The organism is Marinicella gelatinilytica (assembly GCF_026410405.1).
GTDB classification, from domain to species: domain Bacteria; phylum Pseudomonadota; class Gammaproteobacteria; order Xanthomonadales; family Marinicellaceae; genus Marinicella; species Marinicella gelatinilytica.
Window position 1 is genome coordinate 140,157 of sequence record NZ_JAPMLN010000002.1, and the last position, 23,605, is coordinate 163,761.

Genomic DNA, 23,605 nt, shown 5'->3' on the forward strand with positions numbered 1-23,605 from the left:
TCATGACAAAAAAAACAGATCTTTTAACTGAAGAACACCGTGCTGCGGCGCGCATCATTGATGATGCCTGCGGCGACTTACGCCCCAAAGTGGCACTTATCTTAGGCTCCGGCTTAGGCAAAGTCAGCGAAGCAGTTGAAGTCATGGCTCGCTTAGATTATAGCGACTTACCCGGTTTCCCGGAATTGGGTGTTGGCGGTCATAATGGTACATTATCGATTGTCACCCTTGATGGTCACCCGTTGATTGTTCTCAATGGTCGCTGCCATTATTACGAACAAGGTGACGCCGCCGCCATGGCCCCCATTATCGGCGCCTTAAAAGCCGCTGCCGTCGAAACCTTAATCATCACCAATGCCGCCGGTTCCTTATTAAACCAAGTCCCCGGTTCCATCATGCTGATTAAAGATTACCTTAACTTCACCGGACGTTCACCATTATTTGGCAGCCCCAGTGATAAGCGCTTTGTTAATATGGCCAATGCCTACGATGCCCAATTCCGCTATTACTTTAAACAAATCGCCAAACAGCACGACATTCCACTGGCGCAAGGTGTTTACGCCTGGATGGCCGGACCACAATTTGAAACACCGGCTGAAATTAAAGCCATCCGCCAACTCGGTGCCGATGCCGTCGGCATGTCCACCGTCCCGGAAACCATCCTAGCGCGCTATCACGGCATGAAAGTCGCCGGCCTATCCGTCATCACCAACTACGGCGCCGGCATGGACGACGGTGGCATCAGCCACGACCAAACCCTCAGCTACGCCCCCAAAGCCGCCAACCACATGAAACAACTGATCGCCGGCTTTTTGGATCATTACTATACGTAAAGCAATTTTTTAATCGCGACGTCTTCGGGCACCGACCCGGAGACCCATTTTTAATATCTGTAGGTAACTAAATTTTAGTTACCTTCACATAAAGACAAGGCATGCCTTGTCTCTGCAGCAATGTATATTGGCACTACAATTCTGCCAAGGATTTCATCGACACGAACAACCGTTTTGGCTTTTCAGACATCACCTTAAAAAAATCAAATTGCTGATAAAACCTCAAGGCATCGTCATTTAAAACATCCAATACTAAGCCCAGGGAAGGCAACCCCTCTTCGTTTATACGGTAAGCATGCCGCAACGCATAAACCAGTGCTTTAGAACCAATTGATTGGCCCTGAAAAGATTTTGATACCGCCAATCTCGCTAATAAAATAACTGGCATCGAATAATTGGGTAAAGACGTTTCAATCGGCACCTTTTGTTTCTCAACCGCACTATTCGCCAAAGTATAGTAGGCTGCAATTTGGGCTTTACCATTGGTCCCCACATCAGAAGTTAAGACAAAAGTGGCATTCAAGCCTTTTTTTTGATGGTTACCGGCAAATCTTGATAGATATTCGTTCATCGACTGAATGCCACAATCGAACGACTTCAGGTCGTGTTTGCTCTTATCTAAAGGTACAAAATGAGTCTCTAAATCCATTAAAAACCTTCGTTATCCAACGCTTTGGCGACATCGCGCAACTTTTTACCCGGCTTAACCGTTACCCGGGTCATCGCCATAAACCGTTCAAATTCTTTATTCGACAAGCTAATATTGGCATGTTGTTTAATTTTAATGGGTGCATCAGACAAAATAAGCTCAGTCAGATAGTCACTGACCGACTGACCCGAAATGGCCGTCACACGCTCCACCAGCTTTTTTACATCAGGAAGTACCCGGGCTTCTAAACGTTCTGATTTTAAAGACATATTAATAATTGGGTTAAAATTTTTATTATACGTCATTTTGACGTACACATTAAATGACAAATTATTATATTCTTTAAAAAAATACCTGCATTGACTTCAGATTTAACTGCTACATCTTGTGATAACAGCCATCATTGTCATTCCGAGGGAGCACCAGCGAGTCGAGGAATCTCCTAAATTAACCGTGATTTCAAAATCCAGTTTCAATAATCACCAATCTTTTTAGTTAAATAAATATTATTTTGAACACTGGCCTATTGAAAAAGAACCAGATTGAATGAGATCCCTCGGCTACGCTCGCCGCCATGGATGGCGGTGTGTCACGTTAAAATGGATAGATAGTGACCGGGACGACAACGGGTGTCGGCCCCGCTCGCACAATCTCCCCCAATCCGCTAAAATACCTATTTAAACGAAGACCAGAAAACCAGAATGCTACCCCAAGAAATCATCAAGAAGAAACGCGATGGCCATGCGTTAAGTACCGCAGAGCTTAATGAATTTGTCCGTGGCATTACCGATGAATCGGTGACTGAAGCGCAGATTGCGGCTTTTGCCATGGCGGTGTATTTCCAGGACATGACCTTCGATGAGTGTCGGGATTTCACCTTTGCCATGCAGCATTCCGGCGATACCTTGGATTGGTCGGATTGTGATTTACGCGGACCGGTTTTAGATAAACACTCCACCGGCGGTGTCGGCGATAAAGTATCGCTGATGCTGGCACCGATATTAGCCGCTTGTGGCGCCCATGTGCCAATGATTTCCGGCCGTGGTTTAGGCCATACCGGCGGAACCTTAGACAAACTCGAAGCCATCCCCGGCTACAACACCCACATTGATGTGGCCGAATTTAAACGTATTACCCGACAAGTTGGCTGTTCAATTATCGGCCAAACCGCTGAATTGGCGCCGGCGGATAAGCGAATCTACGCTACCCGCGATATCACTGCCACCGTTGATTGCATTCCCTTGATCACCGCGTCTATTCTTTCAAAGAAACTTGCCGCCGGCCTCGACGCCCTGATTATGGATGTGAAATGCGGTAACGGCGCCTTTGCCAATAACCCAGACATGGCCCGCGCCCTGGCAAAAAACATCGTTAACGTCTCACCCATCCCAACCCGCGCCCTGATTACCGATATGAACCAGGTGCTCGGCCACTCAGCCGGAAACGCCGTGGAAATCCGCGAAACCATCGATTACTTAACCGGGGACTACGTTGATGCCCGCTTGCATGAATTGGTGAAACGTCTGGCCGCCGAATTACTCATCATGGGCAACATCGAGACCAAGCTCGACAGCGCCCTCAACAAAGTGCAAAGCGTCCTCGACAACGGTGAAGCTGCCGAAAAATTCAGCTTTATGACTTCAGTCCATGGCGGTCCTGCGGATTTAATCGATAAACCCAACAGCTATTTAAAGCCTGCGAATATCATCGAACCCCTATTCGCACCCAACCCCGGTTATCTCACCGCCAGCAACTGCCGCGACATCGGATTAACCGTCGTCGAACTCGGCGGTGGCCGCCGCCGATCCACCGACCCCATCAACTACAGCGTCGGCCTCACCCAAATCGCCCCCTTGGGCACAAAACTAGACAAGCAAACCCCCTTGTGTTTAATCCACGCTGAAAACAAAGCCGGTTTTGAACAAGCCAAAACACAGTTATTAAAAGCGATTACTGTAAGTGATGAAAATATTGAGATTGGACAATCGATTATTAGTGATGTGGTTTGATTTAAAAAAAGCATTTTAATTTTTACGCATCAATCCAAGAATTCTAAAATATTTTTTAATTTATGTCTATTTCAGATAGATTTCATCCTTCACGTAAGTTGCATTCAACCAAAATGAATATTTAGTATATTCTGTTAACCCAGTTAGTTTATCTGCAACAGGTAGTTTATATGTGTCCGCTGCATTATTTGCATGCGGTCTTACGTGACTTATTCTATTGTCTTTTGAACTAGGAAAAAAAGTTTTACGAATTCCTTTGGGTGTTATTTTCTTTACAATCTCTCCTCGTTCTAGCCTTTTAACCACAGCATCCCATACTTTTTTTGCTTCATGTATATCAGAGTAAGACATATTCCAAAATTTAACTTTATTCAATATCAATTTCTTACCTCTAAATTGATAAAACACAAAGAAAAATTTACTTTCTAATATATTCTTAAATTCAGATTCTTCCCAATCTGATTTTATTAATTCCTCATATTTAAATGCAGGAAATGATATGTTTTGGTCTGGCAAATTATTTTCTTTAAGCCGAATTGTTTTTACTTGGATGTTTGCTTTTTCAAATTCTTCAATCTTTTTACCTAGTTCAATCCCAAGAATTGCATTGGTCAAATTAGCGAAATAATGCTTTGGTTTCTTACTTAAATCTAAACCTAACTCGTTTTCAATTTGCTCAAATGACTTTCCATAAAATCTTTTAAATTTTGAAATGACGACATCTTCTATTGATTCAAAAGTATCTAAAATTTCCGGTTGTTTTATTATTTTCCCATATACTGCTGTCTCTTCTTTGGCTATGTTTGCAATAATATGATTTACATAGCCTTGCTTTAATGAATACGCTCGCTGTTTTGCTTTTATTTTACTGAAAGGCTGTTCTCTTAATGATTTTGCAGCTGTTGCTCCTTTAGTACAAGCGCCTAAATAAAAAGTATCGCCTTCAGAAATCTCATGCGCCTCACCACTTTCAATTTTATACTTAATTTTTTCCCAATCATTTTTAATAATCTTCAGATCATCTGCTGGATATTGCCACTGATCTACTAACTTAATTATGTAATCTAGAAAATCTTGCTCTTTGTTATGTAAATAAAAAACCAGCAACAAATGTGCGTTCTTATTCCAAAAAGAGCTATTGTCGAAATCCTCTTTATGAACTTCTAGATAATTAATGATATTTAAGACTAATCTTTCCTTTGATTTAATTGACCCATTTTTTAAGGTTTTCAAAGGGCTAGTTTTTAATTCAATACCAGCTTCTGGAAAATCTGGTTCTGAATTAGAATTCGGTTCGTACCCGAAATAAAACTTTTCTAAAACCTGCCCATAATTCCCTTTTCCCTTATACCCGTGTTTTTCTATATCTTCATCACAAGCTTGCCTTAGTGTTTGATTTTTTAGATTTTTAGCAAAATTAACTATTGATTCTGCTGAATAGATATCAAATTTTATTCTTTTATTCACTAGGTGTTATATCCTCAAACTCTAACAGGTCAGTATTTTGATTTAATTTGTATTGAATTAATTTCACATCATTCCATTCTTTAGAAATTGAAGGTCTCACGCCTTTTATATATTTTCGCTCAATATTTATTCGGTATGTATCTAAAGCATCTTCTGAATATTTAAATCCCAACATAAATGCCTTAATCATACTATAGTCACCATAAGCATATTCATTTTTAACCCAATCAACATATTTCATTAATTGTATTAAGTCTTGAGAATTTATTAAGTCTTTCTTAATTTCAACTACCAGATAATCAGAAATAGTTGGATTTTGGTTCTGAATATATTTATAACCAAACACATCCATTTTATCCATAAAGTCGATTGGCTTAAAAGGAGATGCTATTACCTGATGGGTCAAATAATCCCAATTACCAAAAATATCTACAGTTTCTCGTAAGTTATTTGACAACTGATAAATTAATGCTGCTTCAATTGCCATTTCATGCTTAATGCTTCCGTCCAAATTATTTATTGTATTTAAAAAGGGCGCGATATTTAGTTCATAATCATTGTTGTTTTTTGTTTTTTTACATATAAATTCATGATTGGCCAAATAATTGCTTTCATAAGTATTATTATTATCAGGGTTGTTTATTGCCTCAATATTTCTTCTTAAAATAATATCCTTGAATGCCTGATTTTCCGTATCAGAAAATTTAATAAAACTTAATTTCCAAAAAGCTCTTAATATTCTAAATTTATCAGGTGCAGAGGATAAAGTTTCATCCATATCAATCCCATCTTTAAAAAAAAATGGTAATGGTTCGAAAGTGCAAATGAATCTATTATTTACACTATTTTCGCCGTTGTCATATAATAAATCACTTTTTATATCTTGATAGTTTTGATTTTCTGGAACGTTTGCTTTGGGATAATTTAAGAACTTACAACTTCCATTTATATTTACCAACTTTCCAATTCCATATATTTTTCTCTTGTAAAAAAAGTAGACATTATCACCATCTTTCATAGAACAAAAATCCGCAAATGTTCCTTCTTGTGAAATTCTCCAAGTATTATTCTTAGGAGTTGAAATTAATGTTGAATATACTCCTAAATTAATGCTCTCAATTAATGACTCAACATTGCTAAGACTAAATAAATATCCTGCCATTATAGATTTACCTTTTTGTATAATTCTTTACCTATATTTTCAATTACACCAACAACAAGAGCATTACCCATAAAAAAAGCTCTCTTCGTATCGCTAATACCATCCAATTTAGTGTGATTTTCTGGAAACATATTAAGTTTTTCAAGTTCGACGGGTGTTAATCTTCTTAAACCGTATTTCGTCTCAATTACGTGTTTAAAGCGTGATGGAGATTTTCCGCCCTCACCTGTAATTATTGTCCTTGAAGGTTTATTTAAGGCGTCAGGAAACACCATCCCTCCTTCAGCATAATGATATTCATGACCTGATTTAGATTTTCTTATTTCTTTTTTAGCACCTTTGAGATAATTCCATTTTTCTTCATCTCCATTATCGATATAAAACTCATCCTCGACTTTCTTGTTCAATACGATATCTCTAAGCACTATTCTTTTACCATCATATTTAGGATATGTTTTCATGGTTTTGACTTCACCACCTATCATAATGCCGGTGTTTTCAAACAAAGATTTTTTTCCACCTTTATTAAATTCATCGGAAATAACAGTGACATCATTGTCTAGTTTGAATTGATTAAATCCAGTATTTAGATTTTCTTGTATTGGAAACGCATTAGCAATTACGCCAGTTTTACTAATCCATTCTTCTTTAGATTGGTTTTTGATTCTTTGATATGCTTTGGTAGATTTATGATATCCCAAAAAGAAAACGCGTCGTCGTCTTTGAGGCATACCATAATCTGCAGCATTAATGACACGCCACTCAACCGCATAGCCTAATTGATTGAGACTTTCTAGCATAAGAGCAAAATCACGGCCTCTTTGCGAAGCTGGAGACTTTAACAAACGGTCAACATTCTCGAAGAATAGGTATTTTGGTTTTCGTTCTTTTTTATTTATTATATTGTAAATTGACCACCACAAGATACCTTTCTTACCAACCACACCTTTTGAGTTCTTTAGTGTCGTTGCGACTGAATAGTCTTGGCAGGGAAAGCCGCCTACCAATAAATCATGATCAGGAATATCTTCAAAGTTTTTTTCGATGACTGTTTCAATATTTTCATTTGAATGGTTTTCCTTTCCAAATCTGGCTTCATAAACCCAACTCGCATGCTGTGCTTTTGTGCTAGGTTCCCATTGGTTGCTCCAGACAACTTCATAATTCCCTGCTTTCTCAAGCCCAAGTCGAAACCCGCCTACACCAGCGAATAATTCCACAACTTTAATTTTATTTTTTTCCATGTTTGTTTGTCTCGATATAGTTAAGTTTTTCTTCAGCAATTTTTAGGATTTCAGAGGGTGATTCGGCATATTTTAAATCATCTGCTATCTTCTCAGAATACCAATCAATGATCAAGTCCTTTTCATCTATATCGTAAAACTTTGCTAAAGATTTAAGTTGCACATGAGTTGGCCGACGTTCATTCTTTTCAAATTTACTAATCAGAGATTGATCAATATCTGTTCCCGCCGAAACCTTCCTCAAAATTAACTTTTTTGATTTTCTAGCTTCTAACAATTTTTCACCTAACGTTCTCATTGGACATTATTTGTTTAGACAATATTTGTCCAATATAGTATAATTACCTATAACTTTACAAGTATTATTTATTAATCTTTTGAAAAGAGGAATGTAAATGTCATACTCTCAATTCCAAAAAGCCTACGGCCATCTGGTCAACTCACCCATTGAGCAAACTGGTGTGATTATGAACGATAAAGATGAAGTTATCGCGACGGTTTTATCTCATTCGATTTGTCGCTTACTGGGTGGTTCTGATTTAGATCGTATTACTCTACTCACAGGCAAATACGGTCGAATTATCCGAGCTTCTTATTCGGATGATTCTGATGAGGATGAAGAGTTTTAAAAAGTTTCATCTTTCAATCTGGATTTCCAACTTTGGGTGATTCCTCCATTCGCTTCGCTCAGTCGGAATGAAAGAGTTACTTTGTTTGTTTTTCTGTTTAATAAAACCTAAAGAGTCCATGCCGGCTTATTTATTAAAAGAATCGGCAAAATTAGCTGTAGGTTGATTTTAACAATCAAATCAAGCAGCCACACTTATCGAAACACTCAGCCCCAATCGGGTGGCAAAATCGACCAGCCTATCTAACCTGAAATTATTAATTTTACCTTTTCTTAAAGCGGAAATTCGCGGTTGGGTTGTGGCTAAAAGTTGAGCCATTTCGGCTTGGGTTTGTGCTTTCTTATCCAGTACCGCATTAATCTCAATCATTAACTGTGAACGTAATTTTAAGTTTTCTTGTTTGACGGGATCATCTTCTAAAGCGTCCCAGACGTTATCAAATGGTTTGGTCATTTTCTAATCTCCTGATCAACTATTTTTAATCTTTCTTTAATAATGGTCATATCTCTTTTCGCTATCTTTTGGGTTTTCTTTTTAAATGCATGCAATACAAATAACGTGTCTAAATACTTGGCAACGTAGATGACGCGATAGATACCTGTTGCATCTTTAATTCGAATCTCTTTTACACCTGCACCCATGCTAACCATGCTTTTCCAGTCGTTTGGATTTAAGCCTCGGAGTGCTGCTGAGCAGCACGACCCGCCGAGCCGGTTGGTGAGCGAAGCGAATCAGAGGCGAAGAGCGCGAAGTTATATGAAGTGTTCGCCGCGGCCGCTTTCACTTTTGTCGGGAACAAAAGTGAATGAAGTCCCAAGAACACACCTTTTTGTACCATATCCAACTGATACCCTGCCTCGCGTTTGGCGTTTTCGGGGAATTGCTTTATATCGTTCAAAGATTGACCGACAAAAGAAATACGTCTCATTAAATAGAAAACTTTTTAAACAACCCATTATACATGTAGAGATATATTCCATCAACTAAAAATGCTTATTAACGGTCTATAAATCAAACATTATCCGCCCCAAACCGCTCGGCCATTTCTTTTCTTTTATCTGCCAGGTATTGAATGTTGTCATATGCGTTGAGGCGGTCTGTGAATTCTTTGAAATCGAATCCGATGTCGATGAGTTCTTTTAACTGGTCTTTCAGGGCCTGATCCTTGGCCGTTAGTAAGCGCCGGACGGTTTTGTTTGTGTAGCGGACGCTGTCGTCGCTGTTAATCATGCCGTTTTCACTTAATGGCTTGAGGCCTAATTGTTGACGGCGTTGGTTGACTTTAGTTTGGTAACTTTCAGACATCGGGTTATCACCGCGGTAACGGGCTTTGGCGTCTACCGAATCATCGTACATAAAATCGTATTCTTCGGGGAATAAGGTGACGTGGAACTTGGACTCGAAGCGATTAAGCGTGTCTCGGAGTTCTTCGACGGCTTCGAAGAATTCAATTTGTTCGCTGTTGAGGCCGGCTAACAGCTCGGCGCGTTTTTTTCTTATTTCTTTTTCTAGTCGTTGCATGGTTTTTCTCCTGTTGATGTGAGGTGGTTACAAAACTGAAATATGAGTTCTGCTTTTTTTCATGGGTCTCCGGATCAAGTCCGAAGACGAGGCGGATAAATATAATCTACGTACTGCACAAAAAAATTCCGTCATTTTCGCACTGCCCTCATGGGCCCTACTTTTGGTGATACGAGAATCTCGGCACGTTGAGGAAAGACCTAAGAAGTAATGAGATACTCGGGTCGGAGCCCGAGTATGACAGCCAGTGGGTTTAGCTTTAATCACACCCGCCAGTCATAAATAACCAACCCAATCTTTTGGGCGTGTTTAAACATATTCTCGGTGCCTTTGCCGCCGGGGAATAGGGCGACGGCGTCGGCGTAGTCGGCCATGGCCTGGTTGCGGCGGGGGCCGGCACCGCGGCCGTATTGTTTCCAGTCGGCTTTAAAGACTTTAATGGGGATGCCTTGTTCGGCGGCCCATTGTTCGCCTTCGGCGTCGGCGCCTTTGGCACCACCGGAAACGACTTCTGTGATGTTTTCAAGGTTATTTAAGCGTTCGATGTCCTTCAGGGTAAAGCGGTAATCACGACCGCCGGCGATGATTAGTTTCATTTAATTATAGGGTTTTAAAAGGGTATGAAATTGAGAACGTTGATGTTTTTCTCACGTTTTTATTGTATTGAATGGAGATTGCTTTGAACAGCATAAATTGGCTGAGAGGAAACTCATTGCGACTTAATTTGTCGCTAAAGCATTAATAATAGTATTTGCATTGTGCGATGATGATTTGATTTTCTTTAACCCGATAAACCAATCGGTTTTTTATGTCTATTCGTCTTGACCAGTATGATTTATTACTGTTTGGCCAATCATACTTAAGCGGTTCGGGATCACCAAGACCTTCATGGGGCGTTCGGCTGATGTTTTTAAAGAGGGTATTTATTCTTTTGAATTTTTTCTTATCCTGCCGTTGCCACTCTAAATAATCTTCCCATGCCTTTTGGGAAAAGGTCATTTTCATGAATCCAGATTATTTAAATCAACATCAACAACCTTGCCAGATTCAATTTCCGCAATCGACTCATTCAAGTTTTGGGCATTTTTAGGACTGGCCATAAGATAAATTGTTTCTTGCATGGCATGAAAATCATCCAAACCAATCAAAACCGCAGAAGCACCTTTTTGACGGGTAATCAAAACAGGCGAGCAGTCCTCGTTAACACGATCCAAATATTCTGCCATCGATTTTCGAAAGGATGAGTAATTAATAGAGTCCATACTGGGTTCCACAAATAAATATCATTGTACTTACTTCTGTACTCTTGTCAAGTTCGCTTTATTTAAGCAAGTTTGAGATTTGTTTAAATTTTGGGTGTTCGGCGGTTTGCATCAGCTCGAATAAAATCATTTCGGTGGAGGTTTTGATGGCACCGGCGTCTTTCATGCGTTCTAAGCCCAGTTGCTTATTGGTTGGTGTACGTGAGGATATCGCATCCTGATTAATGGCCACTTGATAGCCTTCGCTTATCATGCCCAAAACGGTTTGGTACACACAAACATGGGACTCGATACCGGTGACAATGACCTGGTTACGGTCGCTGTCTTTCAGTGCCTTCAACACGTCATCATTCCCACAACCACTGAAAGTGATTTTCTCGATGGCCTGATGGCCGGTCAGGTTATCTTTAATGGCAGCCACGGTGGTGCCTAAGCCTTTCGGGTATTGTTCCATCCAGATAATCGGCATGTCCAAAATTTCAGCCGCTTTTATCATGATGTTAATCTCCTTAATTAAATCATCGGCACCATGAATTAAACTGGCTAAGCGGCCCTGGACATCGATAATCATCAGTGCGCTGTTTTCAGGTTTAAACATTTTATTCTCCTGCTAAGGATGACAAGGGTCGTAACCAGGCATCGCTCGCTAAGTTTTCGGGTAAATTATTTCGGGCTCTGTCAGCATCATCACGACTGGGGTAATGACCATAAATCACCACCCACCAAGGTGCGCCGTTAACCCGAGTTTCGATAATTCGGTAATCCCGATCGTTTAATTTTTGTTGCTGAACAAAAGCATCCAGGTTTTGTTGATTGGCGACGCCGACAATTTGGATGGTCCAATGGTTCGGATAGCGTTGAAACCAGTTATCACCGGCATAATCCGGCTTTGCTTGCTGTTCTTCAGTCTGTTGTGTTTTTGTTACCGTCTGTTGCGGTTCAGGTGTATTGGTGGCTTGTGGCGATTGTTCGGTGATAACATCGTCCGGTGTTTCAGTCATCAGGTTAACGACGGGTTGTTCCGGCGCAGTGTCGGTGATTGATTCAACGCCTGGCGGCGGATCAAGTGGATTTAGAGGACTGTCTTCGGTAAGCGATTCGGCTTCATCGCCATCTGATTCGGCTTTTATTTGTTCAATGGTCGCGGTTGGTTTTTCGCTGCCCTTTGGCGTACAAACCCAACGGTCTTGTGCGGCATAGCAGACCACTTCGGTGCGTTCACTGTCAGACACGTCACTGTCCGGAACTGGTAAATTCTGCGCCATGACATCGGTTGTTATCAACAAAGCGATGACCGTCAATGCGTATCTTTTAAGAATCATGGCTATCTCCTTCACTGCATGCACGGATGGTTTCAATGATAACTTTTTCTGCAATATCATTGGCCACAAAAGCACGGCCCATGCCACGCATCAGAATTAAGCGGTGTTGTCCTGATTGTACTTTTTTATCTAATCGCATGGCATTCAGTAACTGTTCCGGTGAATAATTGTTAGGCAGTAAATGAGGTAAATCAAAGGCTTCAATTAATTCAACAAATTGCGCTTTTAATTCGGGTTCAGCATGGCCTAAACGCACCGATAAATCGGCGGCCATCACCAGTCCTAAAGCCACGGCCTCTCCATGTAAATAGCGGTAATCACTGACATTTTCAATGGCATGGCCAAAAGTGTGGCCCAAATTCAGTAAAGCGCGCACGCCCTGCTCTTTTTCATCATCGCGAACAATCTCGGCTTTAAAACGGCAACAGGCACTGATTAAATGCTGTAAGGCGTCTTTATTCTGTTGTTTAATTGCCATGCGATTATCGTGTAGCCAGGTAAAAAATTCAGGCTGATTGATGCCGGCGTATTTAATGGCTTCGCCAATGCCGGCATTGAATTCTCGCGCCGGTAAGGTTTGAAGGGTGGCGATATTAATCAGTACCGCCCGGGGTTGATGAAACGCGCCGATGAGGTTTTTACCGGCGGCATGGTTAACGCCGGTTTTCCCACCTACGGAGGCATCAATTTGTGCCAGTAAGCTGGTGGGTACTTGCACAAAATCCACGCCACGCATCCAGCTGGCAGCGGCAAAACCGGTGATGTCACAGACAATGCCACCACCGACAGCGACCAATACATCGCTGCGATTAAAGCCATGCGCCGCCAATGCGTTCAGTATTTTTTGCCAGCTGTGGGTGTTTTTGTGATTTTCACCGGCTGCAATGACACACTCATGGACTTCAAAACCATCTAATTCAGTGCGTAAGGGTTCAAGGTATAAGGGTGCCACATGTTCATCGCTGACCAACATCACTTTTTGAGCGGTGAGTCGTGATCGAATTTCCGCCAGATTAAAGGCTTCTTGATCGATGATAATCGGGTATTGTTTTCCGGGAATATCCAGACTGAGTTTTTGCATGACGTTATTGTTCTTTGGTGAGGTAGTCGGCTATTTTCTGCGCCATGCCATAAGCACTGTTACGGCCACTGGCAAAGGATAAATCGGCCACCGATTCATACCAGGGATTACGTTCTTTCGCCAGTTTCATTAATCGTTCACGACGTCCTGTGCCTTGTAAAAGTGGTCGTTGCTTATCGCGCTTCAGGCGCTTTAACTGGTGTTTAACAGCGGTTTTTAAATACACCACGGTGTGATCGGTTTCCTGTAACAACCGACGACTCGCTTCAGTCACCACCACCCCGCCGCCAGTGGCAATAATACAATTTTCGCGCTGCAATAACTCCGCCAGCATGGCCGTTTCACGAACCCTAAACCCCGCTTCTTTTTCGATTTCGAAAATCAAATTAACTGATACGCCGGTGCGCTTTTCCAGTTCTTGATCCACATCACAAAAGGTTTTGCCTAAGCGCATCGCGAGTTGTTTACCCACTGTTGTTTTGCCGGCACCCATGGGGCCGATGAGTATGATGTTGGCGTTTTTTGTCAGTGGCATAATCCGTGGCGTTTGGTTTGCGACATTGTAGCATGGTGATTGTTGTCATTTTCTGAATTTGACATGAAATCCATGTCAGTCTATGCGCTCAATACCAACATCATCGGCAAAAACCAAGCGATCCAATAAAATTTCGGCGTGGTCCCGACTTTGATCAGCCTGATTGATTGATTTTAAGGCCAAAAATGCCGGCATATGACCTTTGACAATACCTGCAACCTTCTGACCGCTGGCTTGCACACCACCGGCCACCGCTTGTTGCCATAACCAACTGCCGGCATGGGCTTGTGATTGATCGCTACACACCACCCGTTTGCGCAGGGATAAACGTTGCGAATACGCCAGCATTTGTAATTCTTCGGCGGGGTTTATTTTGACATTGCTGTCCGAGCCGATGGCCCAGCGACCGCGGTTGTTTTTATAGTTTTCTAGAGGAAAAATACCGTCACCCAGATTAGCTTCTGTCAGAGGACATAATCCGGCAATGGCACCTGATTGGGCCAGGTCTTTGCTTTCTTGTTCAGTGAGATGGGTGGCATGAATCAGACACCAGTGTTCATTAACCTCGAAATTATCAAGTAACCAGGCAACAGGTGTCTGGCCGTAAAGTGCCCTACATTGATCCACTTCGGCGGTTTGTTCGGCAATGTGAATATGCACCGGAGCCTCTTTCGGTAAGGCATCCAATAATCGGCGCATTTGTTCAGGACTGACCGCGCGTAGGGAGTGAAAACAGATACCCAGTCGCTGTTGGGGCTTTATTTGCTTCTCTAAATGCGCATACAATTGCAGGTACTCATCAACAGTTAACGCAAAACGTTGCTGTTCTTCAAGCAAAGGCTGTTCACCAAATCCGGAATAACTGTATAGCACCGGCAATAAAGTGATGGGCAAACCGACGTCATCGGCGGCTTGTAAAATGGCTTCGGCTTGAGCATGGGTGTTGTTTGGGTCGTTCAAATCACGGTGTACATAATGAAATTCACAGACATTGGCATAACCGCGATCTTTCATGGTTTGAAATGTGCTTTTTGCGATGTCATAAAAAGCATTCACATCCATGGCATTGGCGAGTTTATACATCAATTCACGCCACGACCAAAAATCATCATCCTCACGCAATCGGTATTCGCTGCAACCGGCCATGGCGCGTTGGAATACGTGGCTGTGAATATTGGGAACTGCCGGAATCACCACCGACGCTTTTTTATCACCCGGTTCAGCACTAACGTCACAATCAACGGATTGAATCAGATCATTTTCTACCACCACCCGGACATTTTTGGCCCAGCCCTTGGGTATTAAAGCCTGATGAAAAAAATAGTTTGTCATTGGTTATAATGTGATTTTCAATACATTCATTGTCAAATAGAACCGCCATGAACTCAACGAAAAAATGCGACCTTTTAATTAAACACGCCACCATCGCCACCTGTAGTGACTTACAAGCAGTGGATGAATTACTGGAAGATGCCGCAGTGGCCATCAGCGATGGCGTGATCCAATGGATTGGCAGTTCTGCCCAAAGTGCGCAATTCCAGTGTGAAAATGTGCATGAATTACAAGGCGAGTTATTGACACCGGCGTTAATTGATTGCCACACACATCTGGTATTTGGTGGTTCGCGTGCCGATGAATTCGCTGCCCGTTTGGCCGGCGTTTCCTATGAAGACATTGCCAAAGCCGGTGGCGGTATTTTGTCGACCGTGAAAGCCACCCGCGAAGCCAGCTTTAACGATTTGTTAGATGATGCGGTTAGACGCTTAGTTCATTTAAAGTCTCAGGGCGTGATGACGGTGGAAATTAAATCCGGTTACGGCCTAGATGTGGACAATGAAATTAAAATGCTGAAAGTCGCCCGTGCTGCAGGGGAAGCCACCGGTGTCGAGGTGAAAACCACCTTACTGGCTGCCCATGCCTTACCGCCGGAATTCAAAGATAACCGCGCCGGTTACATTGATTTAATCTGCAAGGAACTGATTCCCAAAGTCGCCAAAGACAAACTCGCCGATGCCGTGGATGCCTTTTGTGAAGGCATTGGTTTTACACCCGATGAAACCCGCCGGGTATTCGATGCCGCCGCCCGCTCAGGGCTACCGGTGAAACTACATGCCGATCAGCTCAGTGATCTCGGCGGTGCCGGACTGGTGGCCGAATACAGTGGTTTATCCGCTGATCATGTGGAATACACCTCAAACAAAAGCATTCAGGCCATGGCCGACCATGACACTGTGGCGACTTTATTACCTTACGCTTTTTATGCCTTACAAGAAACCCAGAAACCGCCCATTAAAGCTTTCCGCAAACACGGCGTTGCCATGGCCATCGCCACCGACTGCAACCCCGGCACCGCACCATCAACCAATATCCTGCAATGCCTGCACATGGCCTGCACCCAATTCGGCCTGACCATCCCCGAAGCCTGGCTCGGCGTCACCCTCAACGCCGCCAAAGCCTTAGGAATTTCCGACCAAAAAGGCAGCCTCGAAGTCGGTAAACAAGCGCATCTGGTGCACTGGCAAGCCCATAAACCGTCGGATATTGTTTATTGGCAGGGCGAGAATCCGGTTATTGGGGTCTTTGACTAACTGCACAGCGCAAGAATTTATTGTCTTGTTTATGGGGCGTTCTTTAAGGCTTTTCTGCGTTTAGTGTGCCTTGAACATAATCAATCTTCGGCGAACGAAATCCCATGGCCAACCAGGCAAATAAAAGTTTAGCGTAAAAAGTAAGGGTATGAGTTTTGGGGTTGGGCACATCATCAGCTAAAACGATGTCTTCTTTTTTATCTTTGGTCATGGTTCTTAATTCAAGTTTTGGTAAACCATCAGCCGGCCAAAGTACGCCATATAAACTAAGCCAATGGCCTTTTATAAACTCTAGAAATAATGGTGTATTACAGCAGGTTGCAATCACGCGACGTGTTTCCGTGTCTTTTGTTAAACGATGTTCTCGCAGATATTTATGACCTTTTATTAAACGCATTCGGTCTTTTCGGTAAAGCACAAATCGGGTCGCTGCATATTCATCCAGAACTTCTGGCGCACCGGGCAAAGATTGTAAAAATTCCCCAGCTTGCTGACATTCAGTGCAGAGGCATGCGGCACTTAAAATAGGTTGTGCTTGAACCTGTATTGTTACCTGACCACACTGGCAACTTAGCGCTGTGTTATTAGTCATAAATTCACCTTGTTTTACATCGTCTCAATTATATCAATCATAATCTGTCGCTCTATTTAAACAGATTATGCATAGTATTTTATGCATTTTGTGAAGTAAGGCGCAAAATAACACATATTCTAAAAGTGGAAATTTGCTAAAGTAAATTGAATTATATCGATGATGAAAATGATGAATCGAAAATTCATGACTTTTATTCGGCTATTATGTTTACTGGCTGTTATCAATACAAGCTGGGCCCAGCAATGGGATGTCATCCACAAAAGTGATTTCGATCCCTTTAAAAACAACGCCTTTATCTCAGGCCACAGCTTAATGGATAATCCCTATGCGGATTATCTGGAAACGATTAGCACGTCACTGGGCGTGCAGTATCAGTGGAATCAGCAAATCGGTATCGGCTCGCCGATTCGGGTGAGAACCAGCGGCAATCAATCACCGCCCAATAACTGGCTTGGTTATCATACCGGCAAAAACCGCGATACCTTTGATATGGACGTCATTGCAGAACTGACCTCACCGGCCACCATCGGCAGCAATGAGTTGTATGACGCACTGCTGATTACCGAACGCCACGATATTCTCGATGTTGTTCGCTGGGAATACACCAACAGCTTATTGCATCATTATCATAATCGTTTATTGGTCGGAAATCCTGAAGCTGAAACCTATTTGTATCATTCCTGGCTGGATATTGATCCGAACGATCCACAGGATTGGATTGGCTTCGAAACCTTAATGCTCAATGCCTGGGAATGTGTCGCCGTCAAAGTCAATTTAACACTGCAATCGGAAAACAAAACCCAAGGCATTAATGTTATTCCGGCCGGTTGGGCCTTGGCTAATCTGTTGCAACATATTCTCGATGATGAAGTACCGGGGTTTACCGGTAGCGATGTCCAAAAAGTGGATGATTTGTTTAGTGACACCGTGCATCTCAATGAATCAGGTATTTATTATCTGGCCGCTTTGAGCTATGCCATTGTCAATATGCGCAGTCCCGAAGGCGCGACCATTCCGGCATCAATTCAAAATAGCACCGGCGTGGTATTGCAACAACTCGCCTGGCAGTACGCACAACAATACCGAAGTACCTTCAGGCCAAAAACCATGGCCGGTTGTCAGCAAATTATGGCCGACCAGGTCTGTCCCCGCTACTTTACTTTCACCAATCGACCGGAGCAAACCGCTGCTTGTGTGGATTGGATGAATGGCACCGGTTTTTCTCCGGCACCGTTTATCTGGCCGGATCCGAATTTAGTTATTTGGCCCGATCCATAAGCCATTGCTGTCATTAGTGATCTTGTCATAAAAATTCAAATTTTTTTTGACATCTTTAGAAAACTAAATTATTCTAAAACCTGTTGTCTTTGGGGGGAGGCGCCGATGCAATGTCTTATTAAACCCCGATTTTATTGTCCACTGAGACTTTTGGAGTACGTATGATTCGCGGGTTACAATTTATTATTCTCTTTTTGACGGTTTTAACGGCTTTTGACAGCCAGGCTCAAAATCGTTTTTATCATGTCTATGTCGATACAGATAACAACACAGCCACCGGTTGTGATGTTAATTTACCCGCTTTTTCTACCGCCATTAACGGCGCTGAAGGTCGCATAAGTATCACCACTGACAGTAGCCAACCACCGGCCATTACCAGCACCCTCTACCACAATTGTTCCGGATTGGTCTTTGATGCCGGTACCGCGATTAATCCGGCCGCTTTGGGTTTAAACGCCGGGCTCAATGGTGAAGACGTGTTTGAAGTGGGATTAAACCGTGCCACCATGAATGCCGGCGCTTCCCGGGCGGTGGTTATTTATTACGCCACCGAGTCAAACACGGCCTCTGATATTGTCCTCAGTAATGTTGATGGTAACCCCATTATTTTAGGTATGACTTTGCCGGTGCCTGCAATTGGTTTGATGGCGATAGTGATTTTACTAGTGCTGTTTTTAATCATTGCCAATCGCCACTTAAATCAAAAAATAACCCTGATGGTGGTGCTGATGGTGATTGCCACATCTGCCTGGGCAGTGGTGATTGTCGTGGATGGACAAACCGCCGACTGGAGTACTGTCAACCCCGCCAACACCGATCCAGTCAATGATACTTCATCACCGGGCAGTTATGCCGATTTGACCAACGTCTTCTTCACCTCCCACAATGATGATGTCTATTTTCGCATGGATGTGGTGGATGTGGAAAACCAGGCTCCGGTGGCTAATAACAGCAGTGGCAGTACTTTAGAAGATAATGCGGTGACATTAACAGTCTCTGGTTCTGATGCCGAAAGTGACCCATTAACCTTCGCTGTCAACAGTCCACCGTCTAACGGCACCTTGAGTGCCTTTACCGTAATCAACAGCACCACCTCGACTGTGGTTTACACGCCAAATGCAGATTTTAACGGCAATGATTCTTTCACTTTTACCGCCAATGACGGCCAGGTTAATTCAGCACCGGCGAGTGCCAATGTGACCATCACAGCAGTTAATGACGCACCCACCTTTACTTCCGGTGGCAATGTCACCCACCTGGAAACCGGCGGTCCCTATAGCCAGATTTGGGCAACGAATATTTCAGAGGGTGCGCCAAATGAAACAGGCCAAACTTTATCCTTCACTATATTGAGTAATGATAACAGCGCACTGTTTAGCTCCCAACCTACCATTGATTCGTCGGGCACACTGAGTTTTGAAGCTGTGACAGATGTAAGTGGTTCAGCCAATTTAACCCTGAATTTATCCGACGACGGCGGTACCGCCAATGGGGGTGCGGACACTTCTGCCACCATGAATCTGACCATCACCATTACGGATGTCAATGATCCACCTTCGTTTTCTGCAGGTCCTGATCAATCCAATAACGAAGACGCCGGTGCCACCACGGTGAATGGCTGGGCAACGGGTATTTCAGCCGGTCCGCCCGATGAAGCCGGCCAGACCCTGACCTTTAATATTACGGCCAATGATAATCCGTCTTTATTCTCTGCCGGCCCTTCGGTGGCCGCCAATGGCGATTTAAGTTACACACCGTCATCGGATGCCAACGGTGTGGCCAATATCACCTTAGAACTCATGGACGATGGCGGTACCGCCAATGGCGGCAATGACACCTCATCACCTCAGTCATTTATGATTACCGTTACAGCGGTGAATGATCCACCTGTTTTCACACTGGGTGCCAACCAGAACATTCTCGAGGATAGTGGCGCCCAAACAGTCAATGGCTGGGCCACCGGTATTGCCCCCGGACCCGCGGATGAAGCGTCTCAAACAGTCAGCTTTACCGTGACAAATAACAATAATGCACTGTTTGTTGTACAGCCTGCTCTGGATGCTGCCGGTAATTTAAGTTACACACCGGCACCGGATGCCAGCGGTTTAGCCGTGGTGACCGTAACCGCCTCAGACGATGGCGGCACAGCCAATGGCGGCCAGGATACATCCACACCGCAAAATTTCACCATCAACATCGCAGATGTCAATGATGCCCCTTCATTTACAAGCAGTGGCAATCCGCCCGCCACCAATGAAGACGGCGGTCCTGAATCATTGCCTTGGGCATCAGCCATTTCAGCTGGCCCTGCCAATGAATCGGGTCAGAACCTGACCTTTATGCTGACCCAAACCAGCATCGACCCCACCTTGTCATTTGTCGTGACCCCGTCAGTCAACAGCACCACCGGTCAGGTGGAATACACCGCTGCTGCCAATGCTTTTGGCAGTGTCAGCTATGATGTGGTGTTAATGGATGATGGCGGCACCGCGAACGGCGGTGTAAATACCACCAGTCCGCCGGTTTCTCTAACCCTTACAGTGAATCCGATCAATGATGCGCCCGTGGTGACACCACCGGGTCCTTTTGCAGCCACCGCGCATATCCGAATAAGCATCCCAGATGGTGCCAATGACTTACTGGCAGGCGCCACTGATGTGGAACCTGGTACCACACTGACCGTGCAAGGTTCCGGCACCATAACCACTGCCAACAATGGTATTGTTACAGTCAACACCGGCACCGGTGAATTTACCTACGACCCAGCCCCCGGATTTACTGGCTCAGATTCCTTTAACTATCAGGTCTGTGACGATGGCTTGCCACTACCTTCAGCCTGTAGCGCTACGGCGACTGTAAATTTGAATGTCAGTGGCAATGTGGTCTGGTTTATTGATAACGCCGCCACAGCGGGTGGTGATGGAACCTTACTGTCACCCTTTGACAACCTGGCCGATTTTAATGGATCAGCCATTCCGGCAGACGGTGATTATATTTATTTAGCCTCCGGTACTTACAATGAAGCCGGTATAACGCTGGCCAACAATCAAGTCTTATTCGGCCAAGGAACAACCAGTACTTTTGACAGCGTTGCGGGGATCACACCACCGGCCAACAGTGTCGCCAGACCCTCGCTGGGAGGCGTCAAGCCCCAGATTATCAGCTCTGCTGATGGTATCAGTTTAGCGCTCAACAACACCATTCGTGGGGTCGATATTGGCAACACCACAGGCTATGGAATCAGTGGCGGCACAGCCGGTAACCTGAACATTTCTGAAACCGGTATCAGCGGCAATGGCGGCGCAATCAACATAAGTACCAGTGCGGCTTTTGCCAACAATGTTCAATTAGATGAATTAAGCTCCAATAGCAACAGTTCATCGGCGCTTTCCCTCAACGGTGTCAGCGGCACCCTGGCAATTTCTGCCGCAACAGCCGGTATTACCAATGGATCCGCACTTCCTGCGATTGAAATAATTGGCGGTACATTAACCATGAGTTACCCGGGCAATATAAACAACACAGCCGGACGTTCAGTCAATATAACCTCAAACTCCGGTGGCACGGTCAGTTTTACAGGTGCCCTTGTTGACAGCGGTACAGGCATCAATCTGGCGAATAATGGCGGCCAAACAGTTAATTTTTCCAATATCGATTTAGACACCGCCGCCAACGCCGCATTCACAGCATCTAACGGTGGTACGCTCAATGTAACCGGCACCAACACCATTGACACCACCACCGGTGTGGCTGTTGATTTGCAAAACGTTTCAATCGGTGTCTCGGGTATGACATTTAATCAGGTGAATGTCAATGGCGCCACGTCCGGCATTGTATTAGACACCATCACAGGTGCCGGTCAGTTCAGAATAACCGGCACCGGCACCACGGCAGGCAGTGGTGGCACCATTCAAAATAACAGCACCAGTGGTTTTACGGCCATGAATACCAGTAACATTGATTTAAGAAACATGAATTTCACCAACAGTGCCAATGAATCGCCCGGTTGTTTGGCGGATGTGAGTGGCGTCACAGGTGTGTGTCATGCAGCCATTGAATTGGTGAATTCGAGTAACATCAACCTTGTTAATACAGTGATTGATGGCAATGGCGATGCCTCCGATGAGCTGGGCATATTCGGTCAAAATGTAACCCATTTTGATATGGACGGCGTTACCGTTCAAAATGTCTCAGATGATCTCAATGAGCATGGTATCTATGTGGTCAATTTATCAGGCTCAGGTGCTCAACAAAGCCGGTGGCAAAACCTCACCGTTAACAACACCCTTGGTGACACCGCCGTGTTGGTGGTTCAAAACACTGGAACAGGCAGTTTAGTGATTGATGGCAACTCAACGCTATCGAATGCCCGTGAAGGTGGTTTTGAAGCCAGAACAACAACGGCTGCCGCCAACTTAACGGTCACACTCGGTGATGCTTCAGCGGTTGGTGTTGGTGATACCTTACTAATCGAAAACACCAACACCGGGGCGCTGTTTGTAGCCAACAACGGAACCATAACAGCCAATGTTAGAAACAGCCTATTACAACCGGGCGCCGGTGTGGCCTCCATTTCAAGACCGGACTCCGGCACCAATGGCCTGATGTTTGTGGGTATTTCAGCTCAGTCCGTTGGTACCACGGCCCTGGCCACATTAAATGCAACCGGCAATGACAATACCCAGGACGATGGTGGCTCAAACGGTACCGGTAAATCAAACAATGCTCTAAGCGGATCAAGAAACATCAGCGGTCTTATCAATGACAATATAATCGTATCAAATGATGAATATGTCCGTGGCTTCTTCTCTAACTTTACCGGTGTCGGTAACTTAGCCGCCAACACCATCACCATTGACAATAACACTATAAACATGACTGGTTCCGGTGGCAATGAAACCATTGTGGGTGTTGAGTACCGGGCTTCTAACAGTAACGGAGAACTGTCAGTCACCACCACCAATAACACCATTTTTTCTGCCGGTGATAACGGCTTTTCGGGTGGCATATTTGCTCTGACCGGCAATACGGGAACGGGACACAATAATGTTCTTTGTACAGATATTATTGGCAACGATGCCTCGGCACCTAATGCCATTGGGGTCGATGGCGAAGATTATGGCTTTGTGTCATTTACTGGCACTGTCTTTCAACTTGAAAACCCCATTGCTGGCGCCTTATCTGAAGCCCAGGTTGATAACCATATCATTACAAATGATGCAGGCACCAGCCTGGCCACTGATGTCAATGTCTTTAATGTCGGTGGTGCTTTCACAGGAGTGACCAGTAATTGTCCACAATAAACTGTCAATTCAATATGAATAAAATAACCACTGTCAATCAGGTTGGCAGTGGTTAAGGTGAAAGTTTTGAGCTCAGTTCTAAATTTAAAAAATATTTATTTAACAATCTATCTTATAAAGGGGGTGT

Annotated in this window: 24 protein-coding genes and 1 pseudogene; 6 read left to right on the forward strand and 19 right to left on the reverse strand. The window is 43.9% G+C overall.

All coding sequences use genetic code 11. The annotated features are described in order from the left end of the window. The first annotated feature begins 2 nt into the window (after window positions 1–2). Window positions 3–833 (forward strand): purine-nucleoside phosphorylase, encoded by an 831-nt coding sequence (locus tag OS173_RS02100; RefSeq protein ID WP_267182620.1) that lies wholly within the window; start codon window positions 3–5, stop codon window positions 831–833. Between the two features lie 133 nt (window positions 834–966). Here OS173_RS02100 and OS173_RS02105 read toward each other — a convergent pair whose 3' ends face one another. Both OS173_RS02105 and OS173_RS02110 read right to left on the reverse strand, forming a co-directional pair. Beyond that, window positions 967–1,482, reverse strand: coding sequence for a GNAT family N-acetyltransferase (locus OS173_RS02105; RefSeq protein ID WP_267182621.1), 516 nt, complete (start codon window positions 1,480–1,482; stop codon window positions 967–969). Further along, the gene (locus tag OS173_RS02110) at window positions 1,482–1,787 is read right to left on the reverse strand and encodes a type II toxin-antitoxin system TacA family antitoxin (protein WP_267182622.1); all 306 of its coding nucleotides are present in this window, start codon (window positions 1,785–1,787) and stop codon (window positions 1,482–1,484) included. The genes OS173_RS02105 and OS173_RS02110 overlap by 1 nt, the downstream gene beginning before the upstream one ends. A 396-nt stretch (window positions 1,788–2,183) precedes the next feature. Between OS173_RS02110 and deoA the strand changes: the two genes are divergently transcribed. Beyond that, window positions 2,184–3,491, forward strand: a complete 1,308-nt coding sequence (deoA, locus tag OS173_RS02115; protein ID WP_267182623.1) for a thymidine phosphorylase — start codon at window positions 2,184–2,186, stop codon at window positions 3,489–3,491. A gap of 66 nt (window positions 3,492–3,557) precedes the next feature. Here deoA and OS173_RS02120 read toward each other — a convergent pair whose 3' ends face one another. From OS173_RS02120 to OS173_RS02135, 4 genes are read right to left on the reverse strand one after another with little or no spacing between them, the layout of a single operon-like run. Next, window positions 3,558–4,958 (reverse strand): Sau3AI family type II restriction endonuclease, encoded by a 1,401-nt coding sequence (locus tag OS173_RS02120; protein WP_267182624.1) that lies wholly within the window; start codon window positions 4,956–4,958, stop codon window positions 3,558–3,560. After that, the gene (locus OS173_RS02125) at window positions 4,951–6,120 is read right to left on the reverse strand and encodes a hypothetical protein (protein WP_267182625.1); all 1,170 of its coding nucleotides are present in this window, start codon (window positions 6,118–6,120) and stop codon (window positions 4,951–4,953) included. The genes OS173_RS02120 and OS173_RS02125 overlap by 8 nt, the downstream gene beginning before the upstream one ends. Next, window positions 6,120–7,364, reverse strand: a complete 1,245-nt coding sequence (gene dcm / locus OS173_RS02130; RefSeq protein ID WP_267182626.1) for a DNA (cytosine-5-)-methyltransferase — start codon at window positions 7,362–7,364, stop codon at window positions 6,120–6,122. Before dcm ends, OS173_RS02125 begins: the two co-directional genes overlap by 1 nt. Beyond that, window positions 7,351–7,662 (reverse strand): helix-turn-helix domain-containing protein, encoded by a 312-nt coding sequence (locus tag OS173_RS02135; protein ID WP_267182627.1) that lies wholly within the window; start codon window positions 7,660–7,662, stop codon window positions 7,351–7,353. Before OS173_RS02135 ends, dcm begins: the two co-directional genes overlap by 14 nt. A 97-nt stretch (window positions 7,663–7,759) precedes the next feature. Here OS173_RS02135 and OS173_RS02140 point away from each other — a divergent pair, with 97 nt between their 5' ends. Beyond that, window positions 7,760–7,993, forward strand: a complete 234-nt coding sequence (locus OS173_RS02140; protein WP_267182628.1) for a hypothetical protein — start codon at window positions 7,760–7,762, stop codon at window positions 7,991–7,993. A 180-nt stretch (window positions 7,994–8,173) separates the two neighbouring features. Here the strand turns inward: OS173_RS02140 and OS173_RS02145 are convergent, their stop codons facing one another. The 12 genes and pseudogenes from OS173_RS02145 to hutF all read right to left on the reverse strand — a co-directional run bounded on the left by OS173_RS02145 (window position 8,174) and on the right by hutF (window position 15,046). Continuing rightward, on the reverse strand, window positions 8,174–8,446 hold the full coding sequence (locus OS173_RS02145) for a helix-turn-helix domain-containing protein (RefSeq protein ID WP_267182629.1): 273 nt from the start codon (window positions 8,444–8,446) through the stop codon (window positions 8,174–8,176). Next, window positions 8,443–8,652: pseudogene (locus OS173_RS02150) on the reverse strand (type II toxin-antitoxin system RelE/ParE family toxin); the annotation flags it as partial. The gene OS173_RS02145 and the pseudogene OS173_RS02150, both read right to left, overlap by 4 nt. Window positions 8,653–8,663: 11 nt before the next feature. Next, window positions 8,664–8,921, reverse strand: coding sequence for a hypothetical protein (locus OS173_RS02155; protein ID WP_267182630.1), 258 nt, complete (start codon window positions 8,919–8,921; stop codon window positions 8,664–8,666). An 83-nt stretch (window positions 8,922–9,004) separates the two neighbouring features. Beyond that, window positions 9,005–9,514, reverse strand: coding sequence for a hypothetical protein (locus tag OS173_RS02160; protein ID WP_267182631.1), 510 nt, complete (start codon window positions 9,512–9,514; stop codon window positions 9,005–9,007). 263 nt (window positions 9,515–9,777) lie between these two features. Further along, window positions 9,778–10,110: a DUF2493 domain-containing protein gene (locus OS173_RS02165; protein WP_267182632.1), complete on the reverse strand. Its 333-nt coding sequence runs from the start codon at window positions 10,108–10,110 to the stop codon at window positions 9,778–9,780. Window positions 10,111–10,252: 142 nt separating this feature from the next. Further along, complete coding sequence (locus tag OS173_RS02170; protein WP_267182633.1) at window positions 10,253–10,519, reverse strand: Txe/YoeB family addiction module toxin; 267 nt, start codon at window positions 10,517–10,519, stop codon at window positions 10,253–10,255. Beyond that, window positions 10,516–10,776 (reverse strand): type II toxin-antitoxin system Phd/YefM family antitoxin, encoded by a 261-nt coding sequence (locus OS173_RS02175; RefSeq protein ID WP_267182634.1) that lies wholly within the window; start codon window positions 10,774–10,776, stop codon window positions 10,516–10,518. The genes OS173_RS02170 and OS173_RS02175 overlap by 4 nt, the downstream gene beginning before the upstream one ends. Before the next feature lie 58 nt (window positions 10,777–10,834). Beyond that, on the reverse strand, window positions 10,835–11,374 hold the full coding sequence (locus tag OS173_RS02180; RefSeq protein ID WP_267182635.1) for a hydrolase: 540 nt from the start codon (window positions 11,372–11,374) through the stop codon (window positions 10,835–10,837). Window position 11,375: 1 nt separating this feature from the next. Then, entirely contained in the window at window positions 11,376–12,098 is a 723-nt protein-coding gene (locus tag OS173_RS02185) for an SPOR domain-containing protein (RefSeq protein WP_267182636.1), read from the reverse strand. Beyond that, window positions 12,088–13,179, reverse strand: coding sequence for a 3-dehydroquinate synthase (gene aroB, locus OS173_RS02190; protein ID WP_267182637.1), 1,092 nt, complete (start codon window positions 13,177–13,179; stop codon window positions 12,088–12,090). The genes OS173_RS02185 and aroB overlap by 11 nt, the downstream gene beginning before the upstream one ends. A gap of 4 nt (window positions 13,180–13,183) precedes the next feature. Further along, on the reverse strand, window positions 13,184–13,714 hold the full coding sequence (locus OS173_RS02195) for a shikimate kinase (RefSeq protein ID WP_267182638.1): 531 nt from the start codon (window positions 13,712–13,714) through the stop codon (window positions 13,184–13,186). Window positions 13,715–13,789: 75 nt separating this feature from the next. Continuing rightward, window positions 13,790–15,046, reverse strand: coding sequence for a formimidoylglutamate deiminase (gene hutF / locus OS173_RS02200; protein WP_267182639.1), 1,257 nt, complete (start codon window positions 15,044–15,046; stop codon window positions 13,790–13,792). Window positions 15,047–15,093: 47 nt separating this feature from the next. On the opposite strand from hutF, the gene hutI reads away from it, so the two are divergent. Continuing rightward, window positions 15,094–16,302, forward strand: coding sequence for an imidazolonepropionase (gene hutI, locus OS173_RS02205; RefSeq protein ID WP_267182640.1), 1,209 nt, complete (start codon window positions 15,094–15,096; stop codon window positions 16,300–16,302). Between the two features lie 43 nt (window positions 16,303–16,345). Here hutI and OS173_RS02210 read toward each other — a convergent pair whose 3' ends face one another. After that, the gene (locus tag OS173_RS02210; RefSeq protein WP_267182641.1) at window positions 16,346–16,894 is read right to left on the reverse strand and encodes a GFA family protein; all 549 of its coding nucleotides are present in this window, start codon (window positions 16,892–16,894) and stop codon (window positions 16,346–16,348) included. A gap of 168 nt (window positions 16,895–17,062) precedes the next feature. On the opposite strand from OS173_RS02210, the gene OS173_RS02215 reads away from it, so the two are divergent. Continuing rightward, window positions 17,063–18,175, forward strand: a complete 1,113-nt coding sequence (locus OS173_RS02215) for a hypothetical protein (protein WP_267182642.1) — start codon at window positions 17,063–17,065, stop codon at window positions 18,173–18,175. Between the two features lie 161 nt (window positions 18,176–18,336). Beyond that, window positions 18,337–23,478, forward strand: coding sequence for a beta strand repeat-containing protein (locus tag OS173_RS02220; RefSeq protein ID WP_267182643.1), 5,142 nt, complete (start codon window positions 18,337–18,339; stop codon window positions 23,476–23,478). Window positions 23,479–23,605 lie beyond the last annotated feature (127 nt).